This is a genomic window from Rhizobium sp. Pop5 (assembly GCF_024721175.1).
GTDB lineage: Bacteria > Pseudomonadota > Alphaproteobacteria > Rhizobiales > Rhizobiaceae > Rhizobium.
On sequence record NZ_CP099398.1, the window covers coordinates 187,014 to 211,456 of the forward strand.

Annotated in this window: 26 protein-coding genes and 5 pseudogenes; 23 read left to right on the forward strand and 8 right to left on the reverse strand. The window is 59.9% G+C overall.

What is annotated here, in order from left to right:
• Positions 1-206: 206 nt before the first annotated feature.
• Positions 207-302: pseudogene (locus NE852_RS32685) on the reverse strand (hypothetical protein); the annotation flags it as partial.
• Positions 303-430: 128 nt separating this feature from the next.
• Here NE852_RS32685 and NE852_RS00900 point away from each other — a divergent pair.
• The 3 genes from NE852_RS00900 to NE852_RS00910 all read left to right on the forward strand — a co-directional run bounded on the left by NE852_RS00900 (position 431) and on the right by NE852_RS00910 (position 2,789).
• Complete coding sequence (locus tag NE852_RS00900) at positions 431-781, forward strand: transposase (protein WP_225897245.1); 351 nt, start codon at positions 431-433, stop codon at positions 779-781.
• Complete coding sequence (gene tnpB, locus NE852_RS00905) at positions 778-1,122, forward strand: IS66 family insertion sequence element accessory protein TnpB (RefSeq protein ID WP_008536637.1); 345 nt, start codon at positions 778-780, stop codon at positions 1,120-1,122. Before NE852_RS00900 ends, tnpB begins: the two co-directional genes overlap by 4 nt.
• A gap of 74 nt (positions 1,123-1,196) precedes the next feature.
• On the forward strand, positions 1,197-2,789 hold the full coding sequence (locus NE852_RS00910; RefSeq protein ID WP_008536638.1) for an IS66 family transposase: 1,593 nt from the start codon (positions 1,197-1,199) through the stop codon (positions 2,787-2,789).
• Between the two features lie 589 nt (positions 2,790-3,378).
• Here NE852_RS00910 and NE852_RS00915 read toward each other — a convergent pair.
• On the reverse strand, positions 3,379-3,750 hold the full coding sequence (locus tag NE852_RS00915; RefSeq protein WP_258155640.1) for a MarR family transcriptional regulator: 372 nt from the start codon (positions 3,748-3,750) through the stop codon (positions 3,379-3,381).
• A 99-nt stretch (positions 3,751-3,849) separates the two neighbouring features.
• On the opposite strand from NE852_RS00915, the gene NE852_RS00920 reads away from it, so the two are divergent.
• The 8 genes and pseudogenes from NE852_RS00920 to NE852_RS00955 all read left to right on the forward strand — a co-directional run.
• Positions 3,850-4,386 (forward strand): hypothetical protein, encoded by a 537-nt coding sequence (locus tag NE852_RS00920; RefSeq protein ID WP_258155641.1) that lies wholly within the window; start codon positions 3,850-3,852, stop codon positions 4,384-4,386.
• Between the two features lie 3 nt (positions 4,387-4,389).
• Entirely contained in the window at positions 4,390-5,058 is a 669-nt protein-coding gene (locus tag NE852_RS00925; protein WP_258155642.1) for a transglycosylase SLT domain-containing protein, read from the forward strand.
• On the forward strand, positions 5,055-5,354 hold the full coding sequence (locus NE852_RS00930; RefSeq protein WP_008535987.1) for a TrbC/VirB2 family protein: 300 nt from the start codon (positions 5,055-5,057) through the stop codon (positions 5,352-5,354). Before NE852_RS00925 ends, NE852_RS00930 begins: the two co-directional genes overlap by 4 nt.
• A gap of 7 nt (positions 5,355-5,361) precedes the next feature.
• Entirely contained in the window at positions 5,362-5,700 is a 339-nt protein-coding gene (locus NE852_RS00935) for a type IV secretion system protein VirB3 (RefSeq protein WP_008535988.1), read from the forward strand.
• Positions 5,693-8,059, forward strand: coding sequence for a VirB4 family type IV secretion/conjugal transfer ATPase (locus NE852_RS00940; RefSeq protein ID WP_258155643.1), 2,367 nt, complete (start codon positions 5,693-5,695; stop codon positions 8,057-8,059). The genes NE852_RS00935 and NE852_RS00940 overlap by 8 nt, the downstream gene beginning before the upstream one ends.
• The gene (virB5, locus tag NE852_RS00945; RefSeq protein WP_258155644.1) at positions 8,056-8,757 is read left to right on the forward strand and encodes a P-type DNA transfer protein VirB5; all 702 of its coding nucleotides are present in this window, start codon (positions 8,056-8,058) and stop codon (positions 8,755-8,757) included. Before NE852_RS00940 ends, virB5 begins: the two co-directional genes overlap by 4 nt.
• Entirely contained in the window at positions 8,754-8,987 is a 234-nt protein-coding gene (locus NE852_RS00950; protein WP_008537008.1) for an EexN family lipoprotein, read from the forward strand. Before virB5 ends, NE852_RS00950 begins: the two co-directional genes overlap by 4 nt.
• Positions 8,988-8,989: 2 nt before the next feature.
• A pseudogene (locus NE852_RS00955) lies at positions 8,990-9,340 on the forward strand (type IV secretion system protein); the annotation flags it as partial.
• Between the two features lie 315 nt (positions 9,341-9,655).
• On the opposite strand, the gene NE852_RS00960 reads toward NE852_RS00955, so the two are convergent.
• Positions 9,656-10,774 (reverse strand): IS110 family transposase, encoded by a 1,119-nt coding sequence (locus NE852_RS00960; protein WP_008536701.1) that lies wholly within the window; start codon positions 10,772-10,774, stop codon positions 9,656-9,658.
• 106 nt (positions 10,775-10,880) lie between these two features.
• On the opposite strand from NE852_RS00960, the pseudogene NE852_RS00965 reads away from it, so the two are divergent.
• The 6 genes and pseudogenes from NE852_RS00965 to virB11 all read left to right on the forward strand — a co-directional run.
• Positions 10,881-11,465: pseudogene (locus NE852_RS00965) on the forward strand (type IV secretion system protein); the annotation flags it as partial.
• Positions 11,466-11,504: 39 nt separating this feature from the next.
• On the forward strand, positions 11,505-11,786 hold the full coding sequence (locus NE852_RS00970; RefSeq protein WP_080712063.1) for a hypothetical protein: 282 nt from the start codon (positions 11,505-11,507) through the stop codon (positions 11,784-11,786).
• Position 11,787: 1 nt separating this feature from the next.
• Complete coding sequence (locus NE852_RS00975) at positions 11,788-12,459, forward strand: virB8 family protein (protein ID WP_008535994.1); 672 nt, start codon at positions 11,788-11,790, stop codon at positions 12,457-12,459.
• Complete coding sequence (gene virB9, locus NE852_RS00980) at positions 12,456-13,313, forward strand: P-type conjugative transfer protein VirB9 (RefSeq protein WP_037146970.1); 858 nt, start codon at positions 12,456-12,458, stop codon at positions 13,311-13,313. Before NE852_RS00975 ends, virB9 begins: the two co-directional genes overlap by 4 nt.
• 8 nt (positions 13,314-13,321) lie before the next feature.
• Positions 13,322-14,494, forward strand: coding sequence for a type IV secretion system protein VirB10 (gene virB10, locus NE852_RS00985; RefSeq protein WP_037146971.1), 1,173 nt, complete (start codon positions 13,322-13,324; stop codon positions 14,492-14,494).
• 8 nt (positions 14,495-14,502) lie between these two features.
• Entirely contained in the window at positions 14,503-15,531 is a 1,029-nt protein-coding gene (gene virB11, locus NE852_RS00990) for a P-type DNA transfer ATPase VirB11 (protein ID WP_258155645.1), read from the forward strand.
• 43 nt (positions 15,532-15,574) lie between these two features.
• Here virB11 and NE852_RS00995 read toward each other — a convergent pair whose 3' ends face one another.
• The 3 genes from NE852_RS00995 to NE852_RS01005 form a co-directional block, all read right to left on the reverse strand.
• The gene (locus tag NE852_RS00995) at positions 15,575-16,153 is read right to left on the reverse strand and encodes a PIN domain-containing protein (protein WP_008536010.1); all 579 of its coding nucleotides are present in this window, start codon (positions 16,151-16,153) and stop codon (positions 15,575-15,577) included.
• Entirely contained in the window at positions 16,143-16,664 is a 522-nt protein-coding gene (locus NE852_RS01000; protein ID WP_008536011.1) for an excisionase, read from the reverse strand. The genes NE852_RS00995 and NE852_RS01000 overlap by 11 nt, the downstream gene beginning before the upstream one ends.
• A gap of 437 nt (positions 16,665-17,101) precedes the next feature.
• Positions 17,102-18,292: a DUF1173 domain-containing protein gene (locus NE852_RS01005; RefSeq protein WP_037146978.1), complete on the reverse strand. Its 1,191-nt coding sequence runs from the start codon at positions 18,290-18,292 to the stop codon at positions 17,102-17,104.
• A gap of 310 nt (positions 18,293-18,602) precedes the next feature.
• Here NE852_RS01005 and NE852_RS01010 point away from each other — a divergent pair.
• The 5 genes and pseudogenes from NE852_RS01010 to NE852_RS01030 form a co-directional block, all read left to right on the forward strand.
• Positions 18,603-18,860, forward strand: a pseudogene (locus NE852_RS01010) (toprim domain-containing protein); the annotation flags it as partial.
• Positions 18,861-19,097: 237 nt separating this feature from the next.
• Positions 19,098-19,960, forward strand: a pseudogene (locus NE852_RS01015) (DUF2493 domain-containing protein).
• Between the two features lie 84 nt (positions 19,961-20,044).
• Positions 20,045-20,311, forward strand: coding sequence for a type II toxin-antitoxin system Phd/YefM family antitoxin (locus NE852_RS01020; RefSeq protein WP_004676093.1), 267 nt, complete (start codon positions 20,045-20,047; stop codon positions 20,309-20,311).
• Positions 20,308-20,706, forward strand: a complete 399-nt coding sequence (locus NE852_RS01025; RefSeq protein ID WP_008536014.1) for a type II toxin-antitoxin system VapC family toxin — start codon at positions 20,308-20,310, stop codon at positions 20,704-20,706. Before NE852_RS01020 ends, NE852_RS01025 begins: the two co-directional genes overlap by 4 nt.
• A 601-nt stretch (positions 20,707-21,307) precedes the next feature.
• Positions 21,308-21,631 (forward strand): DUF736 family protein, encoded by a 324-nt coding sequence (locus NE852_RS01030; RefSeq protein ID WP_004676095.1) that lies wholly within the window; start codon positions 21,308-21,310, stop codon positions 21,629-21,631.
• 537 nt (positions 21,632-22,168) lie between these two features.
• On the opposite strand, the gene NE852_RS01035 is transcribed toward NE852_RS01030, so the two are convergent.
• Complete coding sequence (locus tag NE852_RS01035; RefSeq protein ID WP_008536016.1) at positions 22,169-23,206, reverse strand: IS110 family transposase; 1,038 nt, start codon at positions 23,204-23,206, stop codon at positions 22,169-22,171.
• Between the two features lie 182 nt (positions 23,207-23,388).
• On the opposite strand from NE852_RS01035, the gene NE852_RS01040 reads away from it, so the two are divergent.
• Positions 23,389-23,556 carry a hypothetical protein gene (locus tag NE852_RS01040; RefSeq protein ID WP_004676096.1) on the forward strand — a complete coding sequence of 56 codons (168 nt, stop codon included), beginning with the start codon at positions 23,389-23,391 and terminating at the stop codon, positions 23,554-23,556.
• An 80-nt stretch (positions 23,557-23,636) separates the two neighbouring features.
• Here the strand turns inward: NE852_RS01040 and NE852_RS01045 are convergent, their stop codons facing one another.
• The gene (locus NE852_RS01045; RefSeq protein WP_037147023.1) at positions 23,637-23,942 is read right to left on the reverse strand and encodes a WGR domain-containing protein; all 306 of its coding nucleotides are present in this window, start codon (positions 23,940-23,942) and stop codon (positions 23,637-23,639) included.
• Positions 23,943-24,443 lie beyond the last annotated feature (501 nt).

Here is a 24,443-nt window from a genome sequence, read left to right on the forward strand (position 1 = left end):
CCAAGCTCGATTGTCACATCGCTACGCTTCCGACGAGGGTGGGATGTGGTGGGCGATTCCGGTTGAACGGGAGAGACTGTCGAAGCGGCCTCGGATACGATCACCGGCACCAAAGTCGCCGTATCAGACCTTGGCTCCTCGATCCGGCAAAGCTCTTTGCGCCAACGGAACAACTGGCTGACATGGATGCCGGCCGCGCGGGCAATCTCGGAGATGACCGCGTCTGGCTCAAAGCACGCAGCGACAAGGCGCTCTTTATCTTCGCGTGACCAGCGCCGACGGCGCTCTACAGACGTGATCACCTCAATTGGGTAAGCGACAAGCAGCCCCCGTCTGGCATTGATGGCGGCGATTCCGGTATTGCGGTGAGACGATTCACGAACTGTGAGCTTCTATGTCTGCGCCTAGCTCTGGAACTAGAAACTTCCATATGATCGAGGCCGTTCCGGAACGGCTTGAAGGTGCGCCGCGACAGTTTCGGCGGCGCTGGTCCGACGAATTCAAAGAACGGGCAGTGGCCGAGGCGATGGAGCCCGGCGCCAGTGTTTCGGCGATCGCACATCGCCTAGAGATACATCCCTCACAGCTATTTGGTTGGCGCCGTGATGCTCGTGACGGACGCCGATCTGCGCGGCAGGATCAGGCTACGGTATCGAGAACGACGTCAAGTGGTGCGCTTGCGGTGATCGACGTGATCATCGGCGACGTTGTGATCCGGGCTGGCGCTGGGATCGATGAAGCACACCTGCAACGGGTTATCCGAGCGGTGCGCTCGGCATGATCCCGTCGAACGTAAAGGTCTTTCTCGCGAGCCATCCAATAGACTTCCGCAAGGGGCCAGATAGCTTGCTATCGCTGGTTCGAGATGCCGGCAGCGATCCGTTCAGCGGATCTCTCTATGTCTTCCGGGCGAAGCGAGCGGACCGGATCAAGATTGTATGGTGGGATGGATCCGGGGTTTGCCTTTATGCCAAGCGGTTGGAAAAAGCGCAGTTCTGCTGGCCGCGCATTGGCCACAGCCGGGTCCAGCTCAACCATGCCCAGCTCTTGGCATTGGTCGATGGAATGGACTGGAAGCGGGTTCGCTTTACGCCCGTCAAACCGCCTGAGATTGTTGGGTAAAACCACTGCGGCGAAGTGAATCAGGGGCCTGAAACTACGGGCGGATCACGGCAAAATATGCTCTGATCAGATCCATGACGCGACCCGAGATCGAGCTCCCGGATGATGTTGAGGCCCTAAAGGCCATGGTCCTTGCCATGGCCGAAAAGGCAGCCCGTGTCGATGCTTTGGAAAAGCAGGTCGATGACCTGGAGGCCCGCAATGCTGACGCCGACGAGCGTATCGAGAGGCTGACGCAGATCCTCAAGGCCTTCGATCGGGCTCGCTTCGGACGGCGCTCGGAAAAGCTCGGCGCATCGGCTATCGACGATGAGCAGCAAGCCTTTGTCTTCGAGGAGATCGAGACCGGCATAGCCGCGATTAAAGCCCAGGTCACGAAAGGCAGCTCGAATACGGATGGCAAACGCGCACCGCGGCCACGCAAGGGCTTTGCACCGCATCTTGAGCGCGTCGAGGTGGTGATTGAGCCGGAAGAGTTACCGGAACACGCGGGCAAGCAAAGAATCCTGATCGGAGAAGACGTCTCCGAACGGCTAGATGTCGTGGCGGCGAAGTTCCGTGTCATCGTCACGCGCCGTCCCAAATACGCTTTTAAGAACGAAGACGGCGTCATCCAGGCTGCGGCCCCGCCACACATCATTGAAGGCGGCATTCCAACAGAAGCACTTCTGGCGCAGATCGCCGTTTCCAAATATGCCGATGGTCTACCCCTCTATCGCCAGGAAGCGATCTACGCGCGGGACAAGGTCGAACTCGACCGCAAGCTCATGGCTCAATGGATGGGCAAGCTGGGGTTCGAGCTCGATATTCTTGCTGATTACATCCTGAACGAGATCAAGAAGGCAGAGCGGATCTTTGCCGACGAAACGACCTTGCCGACGCTTGCACCTGGATCCGGATCGGCAAAGACGGCGTGGCTATGGGCCTACGCGAGGGACGATCGGACCTTTGGAGGCAGCGGTCCGCCGATGGTGGCCTATCGCTTCGAGGACAGCCGAGCGACCGAATGCGTTGCGCGGCACCTCAGCGGCTATCACGGGATCCTGCAGGTCGATGGATACGGTGCCTACAGCAAACTGGTCCGCAAGGATGGAGGCAACGACGGCGTTGTCCTGGCTGGCTGCTGGTCACATAGCCGCCGGAAGTTCTATGAATTGCATGTTGCCAAGAGCTCGAAGGTCGCCACAGAGACGGTCGAGCGCATGGCAAAGCTTTGGGAGATCGAGGAAACCGTTCGAGGCCAAAGCCCTGAAGCTCGTGTCGCGGCGCGACAGAAGAGTTCGGCGGTGATCGTCCGTGACCTCTTCACACTTTGGCAGGCGACCCTTCCGCGGGTCTCGGGAAAATCCAAACTCGCCGAGGCTCTCCGGTATGCCATCTCGCGTCGAGACATCTTCGAGCGCTTTCTGACGGATGGGCGCATCGAGATTGACTCCAACATTGTTGAGCGGGCAATCAGGCCTCAAGCCATCACCAGAAAAAATAGCCTCTTCGCTGGTAGCGACGGCGGCGGCAGGACATGGGCGACGATCGCGACCCTGTTGCAAACGGCAAAAATGAATACCGTCGATCCTCAGGCTTGGCTGACCCAAACGCTTGAGCGTCTCGCAAACGGATGGCCCAGCAGCGAGATAGATGCCCTCATGCCATGGAACTACACGGCCTGAACGGCCTCAGCTTGCCGCTTACTCAATTGGATGCTTCGTCATATGACTACTCCTAGTGTTACCACTAGGACGGGCAGTCAGAAGCCCTCTATCGCAAGACGGCCTTCACCGTGGGCTTACGTTTCGTCAGATCCTGCCTGGGATTAGCGATCTCTCCGTCCAAACGCGTTGGACCTGTTCATGAAATCTGTTTTCGCTTGGCGCGTAATGCCGGATAGACACTGGAGAGCCAACCATCGGCGCCCTCACCGGTAGGTCATGTTTCAGCCGAGTTCGCCGGTGCGCAACGCGCTCCATATGCTGAGCGGCGACGGAGATAGGGAACGCACGGGCGGGGGCAGTCGGTCCCGCCTCCCTTGACGGCCGCTATGCTGAGGCTCCTGCGGCTGCCCTTGTTCCGCCCTTAGCGTGGCGAGAATTCCCGAAATCCGCCTCACGGCGCCGCTATGCTGATTTCTCCGATACTCTTCATTGTTTGATTGCAACCCGCCTGCGGACGGGTTGCCTGATCGTCCCTGATGACTACCGGCAGCCATGCGATCGGGCTGGCGGATGATTCGCATCTCACTCCATTAAAGCCGAAGATCAGTCAGTTTAACCCCGCCTCCTGGCTGACGCGGAAAGAGCTCAGCTTGCTCAGGAGGTCCTGAGAGATCTCGAATTGCCGCGCCGTCCCCCGGCCCATGGCGTTCTTCCCCATCGTCTCCACCAGCATTCCCCGCTTTACCAAAAGGTCGACCGTCTCCTTCACACCGCTGCGTGTTAGCTCGGTAATCTCAATTATATTAGAGAGGGTTAGCTTCTGATGGGCCTGAGTCATCGTATAGAGGATCGTCATCATGCCGATCTGCTTCAGCCGCGCCTGCGGCGTCTCGTCCTCCAGCGGATGGTCAAGAATCTCATGGAGAATGAGGCCGGAAAACGCAAGGTTGTGCCATTGAGTTTTAATCGCGCTTGTCATGTGATTTAACTGTGTTATATAAGTCAGTATAAGCACGGGCAGTCAAAGTTGACCTCCCCGAATGCAAAAAGGGCGTCGTCGTCTCGAAGGGTCCTGTCCATGAAAAGCCTTCTGCTGAATTCACTGCTTGCCATCTGCTGCACGGTGCCACCCTATCTCATTTCCGGCGATAATGCGCGGGCCGAAGAATGGGGATGCCAGGTTATCCTATGCCTTTCCAATCCCGGCGGGCCAACCCAATATGCCGAATGCCGGCCGCCGATCCAGAAGCTGTGGCGGGAGCTTGCCGAGGGGCACTCATTCCCGACCTGTAGCGGCGTCGGTTTTCAGAGTTCGCGGCCGGGCTTTGAACCCTATTATTGCGATGCGGGGTACAAGCTCACGACTGATAGCGGTCGCGGCGGTCGGCAAGCAACCTGCGTGTCGACATCGCCGCAGCCGGTGAGCAACAGCCTCTGCTGGGATGGGAACGACTATACTTCCCGCGACAATTCGGTCCTGTCGCCACATTGGCAGCGCGTGGACGGGCACCGCCAGTGCATGGGCTATCCGATAGTGCGCCCCAATGTGCGATCGCAGCCGCATTATATCGACGTTACCATCGACGGCGCCGGTAAACAGCGCGTCTGGTATTGATCCATGGCCGCGGCATTCGTTGACATTGCGCAAACCTGCGCGCCGATGGTTCAGGTTGAGACGCTTGCCGGCATTGTCAGCCTTGAGAGCCGGTTTCAGCCGTTTGCCATTCGCATCAACAGCGGTCCGCCGCTTGCCGCCCAACCCGCATCGAAGGCGGAGGCGATCGAGGTCGCCACGTCTCTGATCGCCGATCATCAGGATATCCAGATCGGCCTTGGCGGTATCGGGATCGAGCAGCTTCAGAAACTGAAGCTCTCTGTCGCCGACGCCTTCGATCCCTGCATGAACCTCAAGGCCACGGCTACGCTTCTCGACGGATACTACCGCGCCGCACTACGCGCGGGGGATCCGGCTCAGGCCGAAAGGGTGATGCTCCAGTCCTATTATGGCCGCGATGATCCATCCATCGGCGCCATAGTCAAATATGACGAGCAGGTACGCCAGGAAGCAAAGCAGTTATCGCCGACGCTTGCCTCGCTCACCATTGGCGAACGAGGTGACCAGGCCGGGTCTGGCGGGCAGCCACAGGATGAGGTGATACCAGCACTTCGCGAACCGCCTTTACAACCCACCCAAACCGTCGAGGCAGCATCCTGGGACGTGTTCAGCTCAGGGCGGCAATCCTCGGTTCTCGTTTTCCAGAATGATCGATCGGAGCTAAGCGAATGATCTCCAAAACCAGACTTCGCCTCCTTGCCGCATCCACGCTCATGGCGGCCGCCATTGTCATCTGCCTGGTCGAGCCAGCCTTCGCCCAGGCCGCCGGCATCGAAACCGTGCTGCAGAATATCGTCGACATGCTGACCGGCAATATCGCCCGTCTGCTGGCCGTTATCGCCGTCATCATCATCTGCATCGCCTGGATGTTCGGTTACATGGACCTCAGGCGCGCCGGCTTCTGGATCATCGGGATCGGCGGGATTTTCGGCGCCACCGAGCTGGTCAACACCATCGTCGGCAGCTGAGCGTGTCATGACGATCATTCCGAGCCTTGAAGACGATACGCTGTTTCTCGCCTGCACGCGCCCGGCAATGATCGCCGGCGTGACGATGGAGGCGATGGGCGTCAACATCATGCTGACGACCATCCTTTACATCACCGCGGGATCAATCGCCTACGCGCTGGTCGGGATCGTCTTCCATGTCCTGTTTCGCGCGCTCGTCAAGCACGACCACAATATGTTTCGGATCCTGATTGCGTGGGTCGAAACCCGTGGCCGCTCCCGCAACGTCGCCTATTGGGGCGGCGCCACGCTCTCGCCTCTGACGCTCACCCGGCGTTATGACGAAAGGGATCTCAGCTTTGTCTAACATTGCGACGCTCCGGTCGCGCGAGCTCGGGCCGGAGACCTTCATTCCTTATGTCAGGCATGTCGACGAGACAACCATTGCGCTCGAATCCCGAGCGTTGATGACGATGATCGCTCTCGACGGCGTTTCTTTCGAGACATCAGACGTCAGGGACCTCAACGGCCTGCACCGCAGCCTGAACACGCTCTATCGCAATATCGCCGACGAGCGGCTGGCGCTCTGGACGCATGTCGTGCGCCGCCGTGACAATGCCTATCCCGAGGGACGCTTCGCCAATCCGTTCTCCAACGGTTTGAACGCAAGATATCGCGAACGGATGGTGCGCGAAGACCTGTTTCGCAACGATCTCTACCTCACCCTTGTCTGGCATCCCGGCCGGGATCCTGCCGAAAAGGCGGCCAGGCTTCTCTCTCGACTCAGCAAGGCGCGCCGATCCGATACCGAGCTCGACGGGCAGGCTCTGAAGCATCTGCGTGACCGCGTGGCGGATGTCGTCGCCGGCCTGCAGCGCTTCGAGCCGCGGCTGCTCACCCTCCACGAACATGACGGGATCCTGTTCTCCGAGCCGAGCGAAGTTCTCCACCAGATCGTCGGTGGCCGGCGGGAACCGATCCCGTTGACGGAAGGACGAATTTCTTCGGCGATCTATTCCGACCGGGTCATTTTCGGGCGCGAAACCGTCGAGATCCGTCACGAGGCCGACAGCCGCTATGCCGGAATGTTCGGCTTCAAGGAATATCCGGCGACGACGCGCAGCGGCATGCTCGACGCAGTCCTGACCGCACCTTTCGAGCTCATCCTGACGCAGTCCTTCGCCTTCGCCTCGAAGGCCGATGCCCGAACGATCATGGGCCGCAAGCAGAATCAGATGGTCAGCGCCGGCGACAAGGCGGCCTCGCAGATCGCCGAACTCGGCGAGGCGATCGACGATCTTGAATCCAATCGCTTCGTTCTCGGGGAACATCACCTTGCGCTTGCCGTCTTCGCGCCCTCGGTCAAGGAACTGACCGATCACATGGCGAAGGCGCGCGCCTACCTCACCAGTGGCGGCGCGGTTGTCGCCCGCGAGGATCTCGGGCTCGAGGCTGCCTGGTGGGCGCAATTACCGGGCAATTTCCGCTATCGGGCGCGCTCGGGAGCGATCACCTCCCGTAACTTCGCAGCCCTGGCGCCCTATCATTCCTATCCGGCGGGCAAGAAGGACGGCAACGAGTGGGGACCGGCGGTCGCCATGCTCAAGACCGCGTCTGGCTCACCCTTCTATTTTAACTTTCACCACGGCGACCTCGGCAACACTTTCGTCTGCGGCCCGTCGGGTACGGGCAAGACGGTGCTGTTGAACTTCATGCTGTCGCAGCTCGAAAAGCACGATCCGCATATGGTCTTCTTCGACAAGGACCGCGGCGCGGATCTCTTCGTCCGTGCAGCCGGCGGTACTTATCTACCGCTGAGGAATGGTGTCTCCACCGGCTGCGCGCCGTTGAAAGCACTGGAATTCACGGCGGAAAACAAAGTATTCCTCACCGGTTGGATCGCCAAGCTGGTCCGATCCGGATCTGGCGAACTATCGATCACCGAGTTGCGCGACATCGCCTCGGCGATCGACGGGGTGGCGGACTTGCCGGTGGAGCGTCGCTCCATCGGCGCCCTGCGCACCTTCCTCAATAACACCGATCCCGAGGGCATTGCCGCACGTCTGCGACGCTGGGAGAGGGGCGGGCCGCTTGGTTGGGTCTTCGACAACGAAGCCGACGGTATCGGCATCGGCGCCAGGTTCATCGGCTACGACATGACCGATTTCCTCGACAACGAGGAGATCCGCACACCGTTGATGGCTTACCTGTTCTATCGCATCGAGCAGCTGATCGACGGGCGTCGCATCATCATCGTCATCGACGAGTTCTGGAAGGCGCTACAGGACGAAGGCTTTCGCGATCTCGCCCAGAACAAGCTCAAGACGATCCGCAAGCAGAACGGTCTCATGCTGTTTGCGACCCAGAGCCCGCGCGACGCCATTGTCTCGCCGATCGCCCACACGATCATTGAGCAGTGCCCGACACAGATCTTCCTCCCGAACCCACGCGGCGACCGGGCCGACTATGTCGACGGATTCAAGCTGACCGAGCGCGAATTCGAGCTCGTCTCGCGCGAGCTGTCCGTCGAGAGCCGCCGGTTCATCGTCAAACAAGGGCACAACAGTGTTGTCGCCGAACTGAACCTCAACGGTTTCGACGACGAGCTCGCCATCCTCTCCGGCCGGGCGGCCAATGTGGAACTGGCCGACACGATCCGATCTGAGATCGGCGAGGGACCGGAGGACTGGCTTGCCGTGTTTCACCAGAAAAGGAGGACAGCATGATCCATACAGGCAGATTGAGGCCGTTGCTTGCATCGGCCGCCTTTGTGGCTTCAGCGGTGCTGACCTATGCCCAGGGTATCCCGGTCATCGATCAGACCTCGATCGCCAAGCAGATTGAGAGCATCACGCAGCTCAAGTCCCAGCTCGACACCTTGAACCAGCAGCTGCAGCAGGCCCAACAGCTCTACGGATCGCTGAACAAGATCACCAACATGGCTGATGTCGCCAACCTGCTGAACGATCCGTCGATCCGCAAGGCGCTGCCGCAGGATTTCAACGCGATCGAGGGGCTGTTCAAAGGGTCTGGCAGCGGCGTCTTCGGCAGTTCCGCCTCGAAATTCCTTCAGGACAACTCCAGCTATCGCACCGATGCCGATGATTTCTATGCGCAGGAACTGTCGCGCATCCAGAACCAGAACGCCGGCCAGATGAGCCTCGGCCAGCAGATCTACGATGCGGCGACCAAGCGCATCGACGGCATCGATGAGCTTCGCCAGAAAATCTCAAGTGCTGCCGACGCCAAGGACATCGCCGATCTGCAGGCCCGCCTCCAGGCCGAAACCGCCTTCTTGCAAACCGACGTCTTGCGCATGCAGGGCCTGCAGATGGTCCAGCAGGCCCAGGTGCAGGTCGATGACCAACGGAAGGCCGAGGACTGGCGCAAGCGCATGGACACGATGGGAGCGGCGCTCAAATGAAGTGGCTTCTTTTTAGCGCGGCAATGCTTTTTCTGGCGGCCTGCTCCCCGCAGGCGGAGAAGATTTACACGGTCGATGAGTTCATGGCGGACGATGCTCTGCTCGCGAAAATCATCGGCGAATGCCGTAACAATCCCGGAGAACTCCGTGATACGCCCAATTGCCGCAACGCCGAGGCGGCCGACGGCAAGCTGCGGCTGGAGCGGATGGGCAAATCGTTGGGAGGCTGACGATGTATCAGGTCTTCAGCTTCGTCGACGGGCAGTTCAAGGCACCGCTCGAGAACTTCATTTCGTCGGGCACCTCCAATATCGCCAGCTGGGTCAGCGGCCCGCTGACGGCCGCACTTACACTTTATGTCGTGCTCTACGGTTATCTCGTTCTGCGCGGCTCCGTGCAGGAACCGATCCTCGAATTCGCTTTCCGAGCGATGAAGCTCGCCATCATCGTCATGCTGGTGAGGAATGCCGGCGAGTATCAAACCTACGTCACCAATATCTTTTTCGATGCGCTGCCGCGCGAAATCTCGCAGGCGCTGAACTCCGGCGCGGCGCCGAGCGCCTCCACATTCGACAGCCTGCTCTTATGTTCATTTGCAAGCTTTTTGGTCATGATTTTCCTTTCCGACTTTGACGACGGAGGGACCAGTGTGAAGCTGTTGAACAAAGGAGGAGACAGGGCGTTTTGACGACGGCTGGCATACTCTTATGCGCGGGTTGGATACCGCATTTCCGTTTGTTCGTCTGGGGCTACCTCGATCTAGGATCGGGCATGGACGGTGTCCGCCACATAGTAGGCGCGAGGATTCCCCACCGGAGCCCTGCCTCCATCTTTGTCCAACAGCAGATGACCTTTATGTTTCCACTAAAGCGTTGCTCTTCAAGCTGACCGATGAGGTCTAGCCTTTTGCCGTGGGTGCGACCTCCTGCCCGATCGCCCACAGGAATGCTGCCATTTCCCGAGCAATGGCAGTGACTGTGATGACCTTCGGCTTGCCTGCCGCCATCAGCTTGCGATACCGCGCGCAAAGCCTCACTTGGCCTTTCCAGGCAATCTCTCGAACTGTCCTCGGTAATCCCTCTAGCCGGGTCTGGATCTTCGGACTTACACGTGCGGGGAAGCGATACGTCCAGGCGCCTTCGATGAGGACCCGACGCACCCTTGCGTTGCCCGCCTTGGTGATCCCGCCCCGCTTGATCCGTGCGCCGGTTGAGCTCTCCGATGGCACGAGACCGAGATAGGCCATCAGCTGACGAGGATTGTCAAAGCGCCTGACATCGCCGATTTCGACGACAAAGGTAACCGCCGTCATGAATGCAACGCCGCGCATCGATTGGTAGGCGGCCACAACCGGGGCCATCGACCAGGATGCTGCAGTCTCCACCACCAACTCGGTCAGCCGGTCCAGGCGTACGCCGGCATCTTCGATGGCTTGGCAATATTCCGCCAACAGGATGTGGTGGGCGGGGTGATCGAAGGTCTGGCGTGCCAGCCATCTTGTATGGGCGCGCGTCCATGGGGTGCGACCGGTATAAATCCGGCCGTGGCGCAGGAGAAAAGACTGGAGTTGCTGGCGTGCCTGCTTCAACGCGCCGTTGGCAGCCTCGCGCGCCCGCACCAGGTCGCGGATCGCCTCATGAGCTTCATCCGGAACCCAGACCGCGGTCAACTCGCCCGCGCGGTGCAGGCGCGCCAGGCTGACGGCATCCCGGCGGTTGGTCTTCACCCGGTCGCCCACTCGCTTGGGCACCAGCGACGGCGCCACCACCACGCAGTCATGCCCCAGTTCGACAATCTGCCGGTAAAGACCGTAACCGGTCGGACCTGCCTCATAGCAGAAATGAAGCTTGGCTCCACGCTTGGAAAGCTTGTTGACCATCGATGCCACCGACGCCGGCTCCGAGGAGATGTCGCCGAAAAACCGCACCTCGCCGTTGCGCTCTCCATCCGCAACCGCCACTGAAATCTTCAGCTTCGACGTATCCAAGCCGATGAAAGTTACGCTATTCTCTTCCATGGTTCGCCCTCGCTTAAGCGTGGGGCTCGGCTCCGGCCTATCCAGAGCAATCCCCGAATTCAGCTTAGCGCGGGGGCGGGCCACCTTCACCCCACGAACATACGGTCTAGATAAGGGCCAGAGGTGCGCCAAAGAGATATGGTCGCGGGGCTCGTGGCCTATCGATATCGTCACCGGCGTGGGCGGCCTGCTGGTTATCGGCGCAAGTTTTCTTGTCGCGGCGATCGGTTATATAGTTTCGCTCTATGCCCGGCTGGCGCTTGCCATCGTGCTGGCAATAGGTCCGATCTTCATCGCGCTCGCCATGTTCCAGTCGACCCGCCGATTCACGGAATCCTGGATCGGCCAACTCGCCAACTTCGTCATCCTGCAGGTGCTGGTGGTGGCGATCGGCTCGCTGCTGATCACCTGCATCGACACGACGTTTACGGCGATCGAAAGCTATAGTGACGTGCTTATGCGGCCGATCGCGCTCTGCGCCATTTGCGTTGCCGCACTCTACGTCTTCTACCAACTGCCCGGCATCGCTTCAGCTCTCGCGGCGGGCGGGGCGTCGCTCACCTACGGCTACGGCGCCGCCCGCGATGCGCATGAAAGCACGCTCGCCTGGGCGACATCCCACACAGTCAGAGCGGTCGGCCGCGGCGCGCGTTCCGTCGGCCGCCGCCTGACTCCAGGCCGGACCGAATGACGGCCACCAATGCTTCAGATAATTGAACAGGTTTTTTGGATGCTCCGAATCGTTTTATCGCTTTTTCTGACCGCTGGTCTCGTAGGCTGCGGTTCGATGTCCCACCCGCTGCCGAAATGTGATGGTTATTCCCGCCGGCCGCTGAACCGCGCCATGTGGCAATGGCAGGACAGTGGAGGCGAGCAGCCGGCGACGCGGGGCGTTCCCGCTGAACCGACAAGCCACGCTGCCTCCTATGTGTCGGAACCATCTTCAGGCACACCGGCCGCTTTCGGGCATTTCGATGTCGCGGGCTCCTACCGTCCATGCGAGGGCGAGTGACATGGTGACCACGAATAACCTCAAAAGTTACTTCGACAAAGCCCGCCGGTTCGATCAGGACCGGATGATCCAGGTCGAGCGTTCCGCCCGCATCGCTTGGTTCGTCGCTGCTTGCGCCGGCACGCTTGCTGCCGTTTCCGTCTTTGCCGTTGCCGGCCTCACTCCTTTGAAAACCGTCGAGCCCTTCGTCGTGCGGGTCGATAATTCCACCGGCATCGTCGATGTGGTCTCGGCGCTGACATCCACCGCCGGCACCTACGACGAGGCCGTCACCAAATATTTCGCGGCCAAATATGTCCGCGCCCGCGAGGGCTACGTCTGGAGCGAGGGCGAGGAGAATTTCCGCACCGTCGCCTTGCTGTCGACGCAGCCGGAACAGACTCGATTTGCCGCAGTCTACCGCGGCAGCAATCCCGATTCCCCGCAAAACATTTATGGCCGCAGCGCCACGTCGCGGATCAACATTGTTTCCATCTCGCTGATCAACGCCAATGTGGCATCCGTCCGCTATATGAGGACCGTGACCCGCGGTGACGAGGTGCGCACCACGCACTGGGTTGCGACCCTGACCTTCTCCTATGCCAACGCTCCGATGTCCTCGACCGACCGGCTGACCAATCCGCTCGGCTTCGTCGTCAGCGAATATCGCGCCGATCCGGAGACCATCAATTGAGACCGCACTTTCTCCTTCCGCTCATCCTGGCCACCGGGTTTTCGTCTGCAGCGCTCGCCCTCGAGACGCCGCGCGGCGCCACGCAGGACAGCCGCATCCGTTTCGTCGACTACCAGCCCTATAACATCACCAAAGTCGTCGGCACGCTGCGGTCTTCGGTGCAAATCGAATTCGCCGCCGACGAGGAAATCGCTCATGTGGCGCTTGGCAACAGCGTTGCTTGGGAAGTGGCGCCGGCCGGCAACATCCTGTTCCTGAAGCCCAGGGAAAATCAGCCGGTGACGAATATCTCGGTCGTGACGACACGACGGGACGGCTCGACCCGCAGCTATCAGATGGAACTCACCGTCCGCGACGGCAGCGTCGAAGCCGGTCAGAACACCTATTTCTATGTGAAATATCGCTATCCCGCTGATGAGGCGGAGCGGCGGCGCCAGGAAGCAGCTGCGCGCGCGCAGGCGGCACAGGCCGGCGAGGCCGATCGCGTGCTTGCCCTTCACGAAGCTTATGGACCGCGCAACTGGCGTTATTCGGCGCAAGGGTCCCAGGCGCTCGAACCGCAAGCGGTCTATGACAACGGCAAGGTCACCACCTTCGCCTTTGCCGGCAACCAGGAAATGCCGGCGATCTATACGGAAAATTCCGACGGCAGCGAAAGCCTGGTTCCGAAGTCAGTCGACGGCAATCTCGTCCTCGTTCACGCGATCAGCCGCAAGTTCATACTGCGCCGTGGCGGCGACGTGCTTTGCGTCTTCAACGAAGCCTACGATCGCGTCGGCACCAATCCCGAGACTAACACGACGTCACCATCGGTCGAGCGCGTCGTCAAAGTGCCGCCCGGCGCGGCGCAATAGGAGGTGACATGGCCGAGGAAGAGATGACCCAGATTCCGGGCGAGCGCGCCGAGACGTCGGCCGGTGGCCGGCTCGACAATAACCCGATCCTCAAACGCGGCGTTGTCGCCTTGGCGATCGTCGTCTTTGTCGCCTTCGCTCTCTGGTCGATGCGAGGGCAGGACAAACCGTCAGACGGTGCCCAGCCGGAGCGGGTTGTCATCCGGCAGACATCGGATTTCGAACCGGCGAAGGAGCCGGTCCAACCAGTGGTGCCGCCGCCAGCAGTCCAACTCCCGACGCCTGTCGCCGCCGAGCGGGCGCCGACCGACGATGACAAGCTGCTCGACGCTGCCCGCCGTGCGCCGGTCATCGCCTATGGCAGCGAGAAATCGCCGGCCACGCGGCGGCAGGATCAGGATGCGGCGGCGGATCAGGCTTCGAATTATGTGCCGTTCGGCAACAATCAAGCAGGCCTCGGCTCGCAGGGTGAAAACGAAGACCAGCGCTTCCGCTTGCTGACGCCGACGCAATTGCAGGGATCGCGTGCCGGCACGTTGGGCAACCGCGATTTCATTGTCGCAATGGGGACATCCATTCCTTGCGTTCTCGAGACCGCGCTCTCCTCCGATCAGCCAGGGTTCACGAGCTGCGTCATCAACCGGGACGTTCTCTCAGATAATGGCCGCGTGGTGCTGATGGAAAAAGGCACGCAGATCGTCGGAGAATATCGCGGCGGTCTTCGCCGTGGCCAAAAGCGCCTGTTCGTTCTCTGGAACCGGGCGAAGACGCCGAAAGGCGTGATCATCACTTTGGCTTCGCCGGCAACCGATGCGCTTGGCCGGGCCGGCATCGATGGTTATGTGGACACCCATTGGTGGGAGCGGTTCGGCAGCGCAATGCTCCTGTCGATCGTCGGTGATGCCAGCTCTTATGCCAGCAGCCGGCTGCAGGACAGCGATGTCGACGCGCAAAACACCACCAGCGCCGGTCAGCAGGCGGCGGCGATCGCCGTCGAGCAATCGATCAACATTCCGCCGACGCTCATGAAACATCAGGGCGAGCTGGTTTCGATCTTCGTCGCACGCGACCTCGACTTCTCGAGCGTTTATCGGCTTCGCGTGACCGAGCCCCGCAATCGCGTCTACGACCGTGCTGTCCTTGGGGATTTCAGCCCCTCCTCGAAGCTCGTGACAAAATAGGTTCGGCAATGACTGAAGCTGCCGACGCCGGCGTCGTGCGCGAACTGCTTTCGCCGCTATCACGCTTCCTGCGTGACAAGACCCTCTATGAGGTCATCGTCAACCGGCCAGGGCAGGTTGTCACGGAGGGGAGACAGGGATGGCAGACCTATGAGATGCCCGAACTCTCTTTCGACAGGTTGATGCGTCTCGCCCGCTCGGTCGCGAGCTTTTCCAATCAGGCGATCGACCAGACGCGACCGATCCTGTCGGCGACGTTGCCGGATGATGAGCGGATCCAGATCGTCATCCCGCCGGCAACGACGAGGGGAACCGTCAGCATCACCATCCGCAAGCCGTCCTCCGTGTCGCTGACCCTTGAGCATCTCGATCATGGGGGATTGTTCGCCGATGTTTTGCGGGTCGACGGCGACGGGAGCCGATCGGACCAAAGGCTGTTGGAATACTATCGCATTGGCGCCTACAAAGCGTTTCTCCGGGAGGCGGTGTTTGCAAGAAAGAACATCATCATCTCCGGCGCAACCGGGTCGGGAAAAACAACTCTATCGAAAGCGCTGATCCGCCACATTCCGCAAAGCGAGCGGATTATTTCGATCGAAGACACTCCGGAACTGGTGGTCCCGCAGCCCAACCACGTTCGACTGTTCTATTCCAAAGGCGGCCAGGGATTGTCTAAAGTCGATGCGAAGGATCTGCTGGAATCCTGCTTGCGCATGCGGCCCGACCGCATCCTACTTCAGGAGCTCCGAGACGGCACGGCATTCTACTACATCCGCAATGTCAACTCCGGCCATCCTGGCTCCATCACCACCGTCCATGCCGACTCCGCCCGCCTCGCCTTTGAGCAGCTGACTTTGCTGGTCAAGGAGTCGGAGGGTGGTGGGGACCTCGAACGGCACGACATCCGCGAGATGTTGACGATCGCGGTCGACATCATCATCCAATGCAAGCGTATCGACGGCCGGTTTCGGGTGAGCGAGATCTACTATCGAGACGCCACGACTGACCTCGGCCGCTCTTCGTCGGATCGAGCTTAACGGGTTGCTTCCGGGCCTCTAACAATTCTGTCGGTCTCGACCGTCAGTCCAATTGTGCTGCCTTCTCACGCAGGACCACTGAAAACGCGCGGAGCCCCTGATGGTCCAGTGCATCAATGAATTCGTGAACCGCCGGCACCGTCTTGCGTAAATTCAACCGGGCGTGCCTGATGCTGTCGATCAATGCGCTCGAAAAGGTGGAATGGAGGCCCACGAGGAAATTGTCTGGCGATACGCAGGTCACCCCATGAGGCCGAAGGTCCGCGGCTGGGAAATCCTTGAGATTCCACGTGACAATCACAGAAGCCTTTCCGGCGATGGCTGCAGCTAAAACATGACGATCATCCGGATCCGGTAGCGAGAGGTCGGGGATGAGAATTCGGCGGTTGCCGACATCGGCATCGGGCAAGACTTTTTTGATCCGATCACGGGTCGCTTCCAGACGGGGGAAGGGTATCTCGGGTGAGCCGATGGCCAGATTGCGAATCCACTCGGCGTGGATGTCGTCGGTCCAGCGTGCGTCGACGAGACCGTCGAAAGCACACTGGACCAAGACATTACGCAAATGGAAAGGGTAGAGGACGCAGGCATCATAGACCGCGACAGGCGGCTTAGAGGCCATGATTGACGATCAGATCCTCTGTGTCCTCGGCCAGCGCGTCGAGGCTTTTCTGGCGAGCATCGAGCTTGGCCTTGAGCGAGAGAACATCCTTCAACTTGGCTCGGCGGTGCTTGCCGACATAGCGGAAGGGCAGATCGCCGCGATCCATGCGCAGCACCACGAGAGGACGTGAGATGCCGAGGATGGTGGAGGCGTCGGTCGGGCTCAATTCCTGATCTTCCGTGAGCACGGCAACACGCTTGCCGCGCAACAGATGATCGAGGAGTGCTTCGACAGGCGCGAGAGCCGAGGCTGGGAGAGAAAGGGTTTGAAGTTGTCCACTTTCACGGCGAATCCGTAGTTCCAGTTGGTCGCCCTCCGCCAGATTTGGCATAGGCGCGACGGCCTTGCGGTCGCGATCCGACAATTTGGTAAATTGAAGAACATGGCTGGTCATGGCGAACACCTCTGACCATGTATATAGGGCAAGTCGCTCATAACTGCAATAACTGAAATATCCTCCGCTTTCCATCTCCGATTTCCGGGTGCCATAGGAGCGCGCGGCGAACGAGCTCGACCCGCCAACTTGAAGCGTGGGTTACCGCCAACGGCAAGCGCTCCGCTTCCGATGTGATCGTGCAATGCAAAGGGGCCGCCTCACCAACTATGCAGAAAAATAGGGCCGCTGGAAAACCAGGGCCCTTTAAGGTGTGAAGGTCAATAACCTCCAGAGGGGAACAGCTGATACGATGGCACTGGGAGGAAAACCATCGACTGCATCAACTGGAGGCAATATGCTCATATTTTGACCGCTTGGTAAAACATTTTTTGTGCAGTGCAGCTATGCAGAAATGGCAGAGAGTTCTCTGGGCCGATTTGACCGGGATATAGCTTCACGCATTCGAGATCGCCCGGGCGATGGCTTCCTTTTAGGGCGCCTACGTCGCTGACCAAGGAGGCTGGTGTGGATCATGGCAGCCGCGGCATTTCGCCGTCGGCCACACGCCAGATCCACGGCGTCATCTCGGCTCTCGCGGCGATCATCTCATTCAGTGCAACGTCATAGTCTTCGTCGGCCTTCGTCGGAACGATGAACATGGCGATCGGCGCTGGCTTTGCCTCCGGTAAGGTCACGGAGGCAATCGGCTGGTCGCGCGAAAGATCGAACCGGAGTCCTTTCACGCTTCTTCGCTTCAGGCTTGAGAGCCGCTCCAGGAGACGCTGTTCATGGATGGTTTCGAACGGGATCCAGTTCTCGTTGACCACCATCAGCGCCACTTCCTCGACCGAAGCTATCCCCGCTCCCGAAATGCCGAACGTGGCGATGACGATGAGATGAAACCCCTCGTTGGATCGCCACAGTTCCAGTTCGGTTTCATATCGGGCATTCAACCGTTTCCACGCACCCTCATCGAGCATGAAGGGGAAAGGCAGGTGGCGCACCAGCATCTTCTGGCCATCGCGCGCTGAGGAAAATTCCTTTACCTCTCCGACGGTCATCATCAGTTTCCGCGGACCGGGACCGGTTAACTGGGCTCCGGCCAACATCGCTGCGCGCCTGGCGGAGATCCCTTCCTTGTCCTCCTGATGAAACACTTCCGGCACGAACAGGATGTCGCTAAGCGGACCGCCGCGGACAATCATCTGTCGCGCTGCGTTCAGCAGGCTGCTGCGGACGCGACCCCAGCCGCGTCTCCCAGCCCACAGCGCCGTCCATTCAGTCAGTTCCCCTGTCTCCCAGAGATAATGGAGCATGGCCTTGAGCGACAGCTTTTTCGGATCGTTTCGCACCGTTTCCGACGGCTCCGAAGATGAGGCCGAAGCCGATCGGTTCCCTCGTTTCGACAGCGAGAAATCGAGTTTCAGCACAGCCGCGCCCGTCGCTGCGTCGATCTGGATGGCATTGCCGATCAATGGACCAAGACCCGACAGCTCATATGGCGGTTCATAGGATGGGCAGCCGGGATCGTGATCTCGTCCTGAAAGCGGCATCCGTTTGATCAGGAATTGGCCATCCATCCGGGCGATATACATCGGCACCGGCGGTTGCCGACACGGGCAAAGTGGCCTGAGCTTCTGTTCGTAAGCGCGTTCGAGCTGCGGCAGAAACTCTGGAGAACTGTCGTCGAACGCCTGGTTGCCGATCAAAAACTGTCGCACGTCGTTCCTCCCTTGCCTGGCCAAAGGCTGATCGAGCCGTAAAAGGAAGGCGTAGCATGAGCTTCGCGGACTTTACTAGCGCAAAATAGTTAGTATGTAAATGTTACGGCCGCTGGGGCCGGATTTCAACGCCAAGGCAGGAAAGAAGATACGTGCATTCCAGCCTCCAAAAATTAAAATTAACGATCATGATAATTAGAAGTCAACGGTGCGTTGATTAGAAGTCAGCCGGTCAAAATGTAGAGGCTGCGCCAGCATGAAGTGAGTTCTAATCGCGTGCTACCCAGCCCTTCGAGCCGGCCGGCACTGAACCGCCGATCACCTTGCCGCCTTCCGACTGCCCGATGGCTGCCGGCGTCTCTACATCGCAGCTGACGCCGATGCGGCCGGCCGGCACGTATCGAGGGATTGAGCTACCGCGCCCAGGCGCTGGGGATCCTGCCGCTAGTGCTTGCCCCGGAGTTCGGCGACTTCAACGAGGATCTGCGCCGGCTCAGTCCGGAACGGCTCATCGCTAATCTCAGGGCGCAGCTCGTTCTGAAACGCTCTGGCCTTTCTGCCCGCATGATCGAGCCGGACGGGGAAGGTGAGGGCGTGAGGGCCTACAGGATGGCAGGTCTCTGCCGGTCGCCGCACGGGTAGGCGCCCGCCCGCGGGCCTGCCGAGAGGCGACCCTTACCATGCGGCGGGCGGGCCTTCAGCGGGTCGCTCAGGTTTCTTCCCCTAGCTTGGGCCGCGTGCGGCCCGCCATTCCTGGCACAAGCCCCGCCCCGCCTCGTCCCCAACCGACCGTTTCATCTACGAGATGCAGATCTACGGCCATCGCCCCTTCCAGGATGAACCGGACCCGCGTCCGCTGCCGGAGGAGCCGGTCGTCCAGTCGGCGCTGACCGCCATGTTCGATGCTCTATTCGAAATGCTCGGCGATACCCGCCTGGAGCCCGATCTCGAAGACCTCCTGTGGTCGACGGTCAATCTCTTCCACCGCGCCGGCGAGCGCATCCAGCGGGAGCTTCAGCGTAATGAGGATAGCCAACGCAACGGTCAGCGCGAGCAGGACGGCTCGGAGGTCAAGAGTGTCGAGTTGGAGCGCCTCGTTGCCGAAGGCATCACGCTGCTTGAGCGCCGCAATGCCTTCGAGTTCATGCGCGCCTATGCGGGCGACCACTTCGAAGCCAATGCGGCTCGGCATGGCGGCCGCGGACGGGCTCCAAGGTCAGCCACGCCAACATGACCGCGGCGATGATCGACTCCAGAGACTTTCCATCCGCCCGCCGGCGCGCCGAGACCGAAGTGCTGATCCCGGCAGGCACCAAGATCGCCTTCGGCGGCGGCATCGACTACAATGATCACGAACGAATCTGGGCGAAACTCGATCAAGCCCTCGCCAAATATCCCGACATGGTGCTGCTGCACGGCGGCTCGCCGAAGGGCGCCGAACGTATCGCTGCCTGCTGGGCAGAAGCGCGCAAGGTGATACAGATCGCCTTCAAGCCGAATGGACGAAGCACGCCAAGGCCGCACCGTTCCGCCGCAATGACGACATGCTCTCGGTCATGCCGGCTGGCGTCGTCATCTTCCCCGGCTCCGGCATTACCGGAAATCTTGCCGACAAGGCCCGCCGACTTGGCATCTCCGTTTTGGCAAGCGGCGGGAGATGGCGCGTAAGCGCCATCTGTCCATACGGCTGAAGGAGATGCTTGCATTTCGCAAAAATTGTGTACACATTTGCCGCTGAAACGGAGCTTCGCCATGACCCAATCTCGGCAGCAGATACCATCTCCCCGCCGTGTCGGCGTGCGGGAATTTCGCGGCAACCTGACGTCTTTCCTCAAGCAGGTCGAAGACGGCCAGCGGTTCGTCCTGACGTCGCATCACAAGGTTGTCGCCGAAATCGGCCCGCCGTCAGCCGGCGTCGTCATGCGGAAACCAGGCGCGTTGCGCGGAAAGATCAAAGTTGCCGATGACTTCGATGGTCTGCCGGCGGATGTTCTGAAGTCCATGGAAGACGGGACGTGAGGCTGCTGCTCGATACACATGCCTTGCTGTGGTGGCTGAACGACGACGAGAAGCTAGGGAACCATGCGCGTCGCCTTATTGGCGATCCCGAGAATGATGTCCTCGTCAGTGCTGTCTCCCTTTGGGAAATCACTGTGAAGCTGCGCATCGGCAAACTTGATGCCGATATCGAAGAGATTGTTGCGATTTTGCCGGATCAAGGTTTCGACCGGCTGGATATCTCGGACGCGCATCTTATCGCTCTCGCTGCTCTTCCACTTCATCACCGCGATCCTTTCGATCATCTGCTCATGGCGCAAGCCGTGGCGGAGGGAGCGTATTTGGTTTCGGACGATCAAAATGTCGCGCTTTATGGCATTCCGTTTGTGACTTGCTCCGATCCTGTTGCCTTGTGATCTCACCGAGCTTGGCTCCGCGGATGAAGCCGGCTCAGATCGTTCCGGTTGCGTGTTTGCCAATGGCGATGTACCTGGCGACCCATCGGCGGCTCAGGTGCTTGGGAGCGGGCACGTTTGGGGAAGATCACTCATTCGACGCCCGCGTGAACAGCTTCACCCGGGATTGGAGCATGGTCTGCAGACGGCAATGCGGTGCCGCGGCGACCTCGCCGATCAGCAGAAATGTTATCGAGGTGCTCACAGCCTGCCGCAGCCGGGAGCGGGCGAGGGTATTATGTTGATCGACATGCGGGCGAAGCGTCCGTGGAGTGTGCGGCCAATATCCCCAGTGCTTGGACCGGGGGGCCATGGTTGTTGTCTCCTTCGATTGCCCCGAACCATTCCCGTTTTATATCGCTCGTATAGACGACCGCCTGCTTTGGCGGCCAACCCCTGAAGGGGTAAGACTCGCCCGAAATTTTTGCAAAATTCGATTTCGGTTCGTTTATCCTGGTGGAAAATAGAATTTTGCAAAATTTTCAGGCGAGCTGACCGCAGCAGGTCGGCCGTCTCTTCGTGCGCCATCGGGAATGGTCCCGAGCAACCGGAGACAACAACCATGGCCACCACGATCGCAACGCTCACGCAGAAGACCGACGGCATCCTCGAAGGCGTCTTCGCCACGATCCGGGTCAACGCCCCGATCGCCATCGTCCCAAATGCCAGCAAGGCAAGCGAAGAAGCGCCCGACTACCGCGTCATTCACCGCAAGACGGGCTTCGAGATCGGCGCCGCCTGGAACCGCATCGCGCGGCAGACCGGCGAGGAATACCTCTCAGTGAAGCTTGAGGCTCCCGAGATCGGTGTGATCTTCGGCAATCTCGCACCGGCACCCGGCGGCGATCCTAGCAAGAAGGTGATCCTCTGGAACAGCCCGAACTGAAGAACAAAGCGAGCGGCCCCGAGCAATCGGGGCCGGCTTCGCCGTATCTCAGGTTTTGCGCGCAATAGCGGGATTGAAAGCGGGCATCGAGCCCGCCTTCAATCCTCCTGTCGTGCCACACGAGACCAAGGACCCTGTCTGCTCAGATACTTGAAGTCTGCCGTGAGGCTCGTGCCGCCTCAAGGACTTCGCGGCCCCTCCAATTTTCAGCCGGCGCCCTGAAGGGCACCGTCAGAAAATCGGTTTCTCTATTCGGCCGTTGATTTCAAGCATCTTTTTCTGGGCGCAGCTTCTCCAATGTCCACATAGCTTGGCGATTTCGACCGCAGGCCCTTGCTTCTCTTCGAGATCGGCACCGTGACCCTCTCATGATGGATTTAGGAACAAGATGGAACTATCTCCTTTCGCGTCCTGGCATCCAGTTGGGTGCCGGCACTACCGATTTTCCGTTCTCATCTTATCCTTCGTCCTGCGGACGATTTCACTCCGCGCTACGCGGAATTCCGATTTCTTGCGTTGATGCTCTCAAGCGGTGATTCAAGTTGTTGCAGCGCGTTCCTCTTTGGCCCAGCGAAAGTCGGTCTGGTCCTGCCACATGCGGTGCATGATCACAGCCAGGCGCCGAGCGATGGCAACAAAGGCTTTGTTGACGCCTCTACTTTTTGCGATCCGCATGCCCCATGCTCTCAGCCATGACCATTTCTGACCTCGAGTCAGAAGCGTAACGGCCGCTTCGTACAGAAGCGTTCGCACCATGGTATCGCCACTGCACGATACCTTGCCGACCCGGCTTTTCTCTCCCGATTGATGAGATGCTGGCGTCAGCCCGACGAACGCGCCGACGGCTTTTGAGTTCTGAAAGCGAGCAGGGACATCGATGGCGCTGCGATAGGCGAGCGCGACGACAGCTCCCACGCCCGGCACCGTCATAAGCCTGCGGCAAATCCCATCGTTCTTCGCAATTGCCAGAAGCTGACGATGAAGAATGTTGAATTGCGAGCGGATCTCGCGCCTGGCCGCCAGCAGCGGCTTTACAATGGCGAGCAGCTCTTCGTCATCATCTATCAGTTCGCGTATTCTCTGCTCGAAGTTCAACGTGCTTACGATGCCGACCTTGAGGCCAAAATTTCGGAGAATTCCCCTCAAGTCATTCTCTATGTCCATAGCCTTGGACTGAAGCATCTTCCGGGCTCTGAGCAGGGCACGCTGCTTTTGGCTTGTGATCGTTTTCACATGGACCGGGCGAAAGATGTTGACGCGCATCATCTGGGCGATCCCGCGGGCGTCGTTCCGATCAGTCTTGTTGATCTGCGCTGTCAGGAAGGCCCGTGTGTGCCTTGCCTCGATGCAGAAAACGGGAAGATTCGCCTCAGCGAGCGCACTGTAGAGCCATTGAGACAAGGGACCAGCTTCGAGACCAATGCGTCTGTACTGATGGCCGCTCTCCGACAGAACACGTAAAAGATCTTCGGGGTGACTGGGCACCTTTGTCTCCCGAACGATCCTGCCCTCCGCATCCACAATGCAAACGGATGTCTCTTTCACGGAAATATCGAGGCCGGCAAAATACTGCATGTGCATATCTCCTGAGATGGGTTGGTGAGCGTTGCAGCGTGCAGCATAGCCGCTGGCTGGGCGCAGGCCGAATACTCCATCTCCTCCGCTCGCCGGCTCCGCCGGTCGCTGACGCGATCCTTGACCCGGCCCGATCCTCACGACCCCGGGCGTCATCTTTCACATTTCAGGAGACGACGACGATGACGATTGCACTCGAAATTCAGGTTGAGGAACTGCGGGCCGAGCTCAGGAACGCCGATCCGGCTGAGCGCCGCCAGATCGAAGCGGAGCTGGAGATCGCTCGGGCCGAACTGAGGGTAGCGATCGCCGAGCAGGAGGGCGCCATCGACGCCGCGCCACCCTTCTGAGGCGGCGTTTGCCTCCTCGCCTGGGCCGGCACGCCGGATCGACCGGCGCGTCGACCCGAAGCTGCGCTTCACGCCGATAATTACCGGCAAGGACCAGGAAGACTTCCGCGGACAGCCCGGACCGTGGGTTCCCGTCCGACATTTGTGTTCGGCCTATAGCCGCGCGCCCGTTTTGATCGGAGAAGTTCGAGGAACATACGGACTGCATCCTCCTCTCTGTCGAAGTGATGCACCATGGCTTGTCCGATCGTTCCGATGCGTCCCCATCGCCGCGTCAGGCATGGTGTGCCGAACAACGTCGGTTCGATTGCGAGCGCGTAGAAGCGCGCCATGTTTTTCGTCGCGTCCCTGCGTTCGATGTAGAGCTGATAGGGTTGAGTGAGCATGACGGAGAGTCGCCTCTTCCAGCTTTTGCGTCTAACGACACTTATGAATCGGTCGGCCCACACCGATTCATTTTTGTGATGATCGTTGAAGCCGAAGATCATGGATTTGGGCGAGCCGGCCAATCGGCGGCCGGGTGCTATTCGCTCCGCTCACGGAGCCCGAACACCGTCTCCGCCTCCGGTCACGCCCCCTCTCGCGGAATGACGTGAGCGAATTGCCCAGCCGCAGGGCGGCGGTTCTATCCTCGACACCTCCTGCCGGCTCACGCCGGAAACGGTCGCGTCCCCTTCGGGTCCGCGGGTCTCTTCTCTCTCTGACGTCCAATTTTACTCCAGCAAATCCGGCGTCAAGGACGGCGCGTCTCCCCCAATTTTTCCGCTGCTGCGTTTCACTGCGCTCTGGAAAAATCGGTTCCCCCGCTTGCGAGCCGCGTTCCGCGGTCCTTGACCCCTCTTTGCAAGAGAGTGGCCGATCTCCGTCATCAACGAAGGAGATCACAT